General features: G+C 42.5%; 5 protein-coding genes, 1 tRNA gene and 1 rRNA gene. 1 reads left to right on the top strand and 6 read right to left on the bottom strand.

Annotated elements, in window-relative coordinates; translation table 11 throughout:
• On the top strand, positions 1-593 hold a 593-nt coding region (locus tag EKC99_RS15075), incomplete at its 5' end, for a UPF0236 family transposase-like protein (RefSeq protein WP_205597784.1).
• Between the two features lie 265 nt (positions 594-858).
• Here the strand turns inward: EKC99_RS15075 and tsaD are convergent.
• The 6 genes from tsaD to rrf form a co-directional block, all read right to left on the bottom strand.
• Positions 859-1,872: a tRNA (adenosine(37)-N6)-threonylcarbamoyltransferase complex transferase subunit TsaD gene (tsaD, locus tag EKC99_RS15070; RefSeq protein WP_033383542.1), complete on the bottom strand. Its 1,014-nt coding sequence runs from the start codon at positions 1,870-1,872 to the stop codon at positions 859-861.
• Positions 1,869-2,312, bottom strand: a complete 444-nt coding sequence (gene rimI / locus EKC99_RS15065; protein WP_163152622.1) for a ribosomal protein S18-alanine N-acetyltransferase — start codon at positions 2,310-2,312, stop codon at positions 1,869-1,871. The genes tsaD and rimI overlap by 4 nt, the downstream gene beginning before the upstream one ends.
• Positions 2,313-3,017 (bottom strand): tRNA (adenosine(37)-N6)-threonylcarbamoyltransferase complex dimerization subunit type 1 TsaB, encoded by a 705-nt coding sequence (tsaB, locus tag EKC99_RS15060; RefSeq protein ID WP_055442049.1) that lies wholly within the window; start codon positions 3,015-3,017, stop codon positions 2,313-2,315.
• Complete coding sequence (gene tsaE, locus EKC99_RS15055; RefSeq protein WP_055442050.1) at positions 2,998-3,471, bottom strand: tRNA (adenosine(37)-N6)-threonylcarbamoyltransferase complex ATPase subunit type 1 TsaE; 474 nt, start codon at positions 3,469-3,471, stop codon at positions 2,998-3,000. The genes tsaB and tsaE overlap by 20 nt, the downstream gene beginning before the upstream one ends.
• Positions 3,472-3,631: 160 nt before the next feature.
• Positions 3,632-3,708, bottom strand: a tRNA-Met gene (locus tag EKC99_RS15050).
• Between the two features lie 24 nt (positions 3,709-3,732).
• Positions 3,733-3,829 (bottom strand): 5S ribosomal RNA (gene rrf, locus EKC99_RS15045); the annotation flags it as partial.

The raw sequence follows: 3,829 nt of genomic DNA, 5'->3' as shown, positions 1-3,829 counted from the left end.
GAGGGTACTTTCAACTCGATCGGTTCCATGTGGCGAGAGAGATTCGTCAATTGTTCCGAGGTCATGCAAGATATCGGGTGATTCGAAAGAAATTCGCATCATGGGATGAAGAGGGTGTGTTGCGAGAACTCACAAGTGCCATCGGTACGCTAGAACATGAGGAGAAGGAAAAGCAACTCGAGGCGCTTGTTCGTCGAATCGAGGAGATGCCAGGATGTTTGCGTGACTATCGCATATGGCTGAAGGAAAAAGGGATCGACACGACAAACATGAGAGCGATGGGGAGTGCGGAAGGAACGATGCATGTGTTTGCGAAACGAAGTAAAAACGGTCGAAGTTGGAAAGATGCAGGGATTGAAGCAATGTTGCGAGCGATCGCCGCGATAAAAGATACGTTACTCATTCGGACACGCCGTGGGGTGATGTATGGCGTGGAAGAACGAGAAGAAACGAAACGAGAAACGATCGTGAAAAAGGCAATGAAACGCGTCTCATCTCGAATGAAGGAAGTGATTCGGGACAACATTCCGTATTTCCGTCAGTCTTCAGGAACACCGATTTACGAGGTATTACAAGCATTGAAAGGTTTTTAAAAACACAGATATAGGCACATACCTACAGGATAAGAGAGGATAAAAGCGCTTACATGAAACAAGCCTATAAAACCATATATAACCAATAAAATCGGTCGAGAAAAAAATCTCCCACAAAGTCTTGACTCAAACTAAAAAATTTGTCTATTTCTTTGTGGTTAACTCGTTATGATAAAATAACATATAGTACACGTTTTCCACATTATCCACAAACATGTGGATAAAATAATCCACAAAAAAATGCCCCTGTTCACAGGGACACGGACTACAACAGTAGACTTGGATTCGCATTTAACGCCATGGTCGCGCGCTTTCCTTGTTGAAATAATACCGTCCCAGCTGCCGCAATCATCGCCGCATTATCTGTACAAAGGGACAATGGCGGAATGACAAGTTCTACCTCTGGTAATTGCTCAACTTGTTTTTGTAATTGTGTGCGCAATCCTTCATTTGCTGCGACACCACCAGCTAGCAATATTTGTTTCACGTCGTAATGCGCAGCTGCTTGTATCGTTTTTCCTACTAATACTTCAACAACACTTGTCTGAAAACTTGCTGCCATATCTTCAGGCAAAATTGTTTCTCCACGCTGTTTTGCATTGTGCAACGTATTAATGACCGCTGATTTTAATCCACTAAAACTAAAATCATACGAACCTTCTTCTAACCACACACGAGGCAAATCAACGGTCGGTTTTCCTTGTTTGGCCAAACGATCAATATGAGGACCTCCCGGATAAGGCAACTGTAACGCGCGTGCAACTTTGTCATACGCTTCCCCAGCCGCATCGTCTCGCGTCTCACCAATGACTTCAAACACTCCATGCTCTTTCATATAAATGAGCTCGGTATGCCCTCCTGACACAACAAGAGCTAATAGCGGAAATTTCATTTCTTGTACAAGTTGATTTGCATAAATATGCCCTGCGATATGATGCACACCAACAAGAGGAATGCGATGCGCAAAAGCTAATGCTTTCGCAGCGTTCACACCAATCAATAGCGCTCCAACTAACCCCGGACCTTCTGTTACCGCAATTGCATCAATTTCGCTAACATCCATATTTGCCTGCTTCATCGTTTCTTCTAACACGAGCGTGATTTGCTCAACATGGTGACGCGATGCAATTTCAGGAACGACCCCACCAAATCGTTGATGACTTTCCATTTGTGAGGAAACAACGTTAGCTACAATTTCACGTCCATTTTTCACAATGGCAGCTGCTGTTTCATCACAGCTTGTCTCAATTCCAAGCACAAATATATCTTTTTCACTCATAATTTCACCCACATTACTAATGCATCTTCTTGGTTATCTGAATAGTATCGCTTACGAATACCGCCATTTAAAAAGCCAAGCTTTCGATATAATGATTGTGCAACGGTATTCGACACCCGCACTTCCAATGTCATCGTTTGGGCTCCTTCTTCTCTCGCTAACGCCATCGCCTGTTTCATTAGCGCTTCTCCTAATTTTTTACCACGAAATTCCGGCAACACCGCAATGTTTGTAATATGTGCCTCATCCATGACCAGCCACATACCACAATAACCGATAATTTGTCCATCATACTCCATCACAATATAACGAGCATACGGATTGTTTGTCAATTCTTGATAAAAGGAAGAACGGCTCCACGGAAGTGTAAATGAACATTGCTCAATTTCCATAATACGATCAAGATCTTGAAGCGTCATAAAGCGAAAAAAAACATTCACTTAACCTTCCGCCCTTTCTTGTTGACGAGCAAGCCAATTCGCTTCGGCCTCTGCTAAACGAATATAGTTTGGGACAAATGTATGAACATCTTCCGGTTGACGATTCATTCCTAACCATGCAAGTTCGCTTGGGCGCGGATTGTGAAGGGTCGCTGAGGCTAATTGGACAGAACGACCTAGCGCTTCAACAAACACTGCTTCGTGTAGCACACTATCATTTCCAACTAATAAAATTGGTTCATTGTACGATTTTAATTCATTTGCCCAATCTGTCGCCAAAATAACTTGATCAGCTACAATGGATTGAATGTTGCCCCCTTCAGCTTTATAAAGACCTGTATAAATTTGTCCACGCCGAGCGTCCATTAATGGAACAATAAGCCCATCAAAATACTTCGCATTTGCTGCCATCACTTCTAAACTCGATATACCGACAAGCGGAATGTTTAGCGTCCAAGCCAGCGTTTTAGCAATCGTCACACCAATGCGAACACCTGTGTATGATCCAGGTCCTTTCGCAACAACAATACGGGCAAGATCTTGAGGGCTTACCTCACATTCTTGAAGAAGCGCCTCAATCGCAGGCATTACTCGTATCGAATGATTTTTTTTCAAATTCGTAATCATTTCGCCTTTAACGACTTGTCCATCAACGATAGCGATCCCCATAACAAATGTAGATGTATCAATGGCTAACACTTTCATCACTAAAAATCTCCTTACATAGCTGTTTATAACGTTCACCAATCGGTGAAAAACGAATGATTCGATTTTCTCCATCCGCATGGTGAATCGTAATATGTAAACGCTCAGATGGCAAATATGGTTCAATTAAATGTGCCCATTCGACAACTGTTACACCATCACCAAAAAAATATTCATCAAACCCTAAATCTTCTTCGCTTTCATCTAAACGATATACATCCATATGATACAAAGGTAAGCGCCCTTCATACTGCTTTATAATAGTGAAAGTTGGGCTGTTCACATTACGGTCAATTCCTAAACCTTTTGCTAATCCTTTTGTAAACGTTGTTTTTCCTGCTCCCAAATCACCTTCTAACGTAATAACGTCTTTAGGTTGAACATATCGAGCAAGTTTCATCGCTAATGCTAACGTATCTTCAGGATGATGTGATACATATTCATATGTTTTCATCGTTCATTCCCCTAATTGAATAAAATCAATATACAAAAAAGACCTTAGGATCACTCTCCTAAGGAAATGCTACACATATAAGTGTACACGAAAACAAATCATAACGCAAAAAAGGCATAAAAAAATACGAAACTTACACCGTTTCGTTGTTTCGTTTCATTGGTTGCGGGGGCAGGATTTGAACCTGCGACCTTCGGGTTATGAGCCCGACGAGCTACCTGGCTGCTCCACCCCGCGACAATAGAAAATAAACATAATAATGCCCGACAACGTCCTACTCTCGCAGGCGGTGTCCCGCCAACTACCATCGGCGCTGGAGAGCTTAACTTCCGTGTTCGGGATGGGAACGGGTGTGACC

Origin of the sequence: Anoxybacillus sp. MB8, assembly GCF_011006755.1 — a bacterium.
Taxonomy (GTDB): domain Bacteria; phylum Bacillota; class Bacilli; order Bacillales; family Anoxybacillaceae; genus Anoxybacillus; species Anoxybacillus gonensis.
The sequence above is the reverse complement of the archived record's forward strand: the minus strand, read 5'-3'. Positions and strand labels throughout refer to the sequence as shown.

Coding starts and splice junctions, on each gene's coding strand:
- tsaD (WP_033383542.1), bottom strand. CDS start 1,872: ATGAGTGAAAAAGATATATTTGTGCTTGGAATTGAGACAAGCTGTGAT.
- tsaB (WP_055442049.1), bottom strand. CDS start 3,017: ATGAAAGTGTTAGCCATTGATACATCTACATTTGTTATGGGGATCGCT.
- tsaE (WP_055442050.1), bottom strand. CDS start 3,471: ATGAAAACATATGAATATGTATCACATCATCCTGAAGATACGTTAGCA.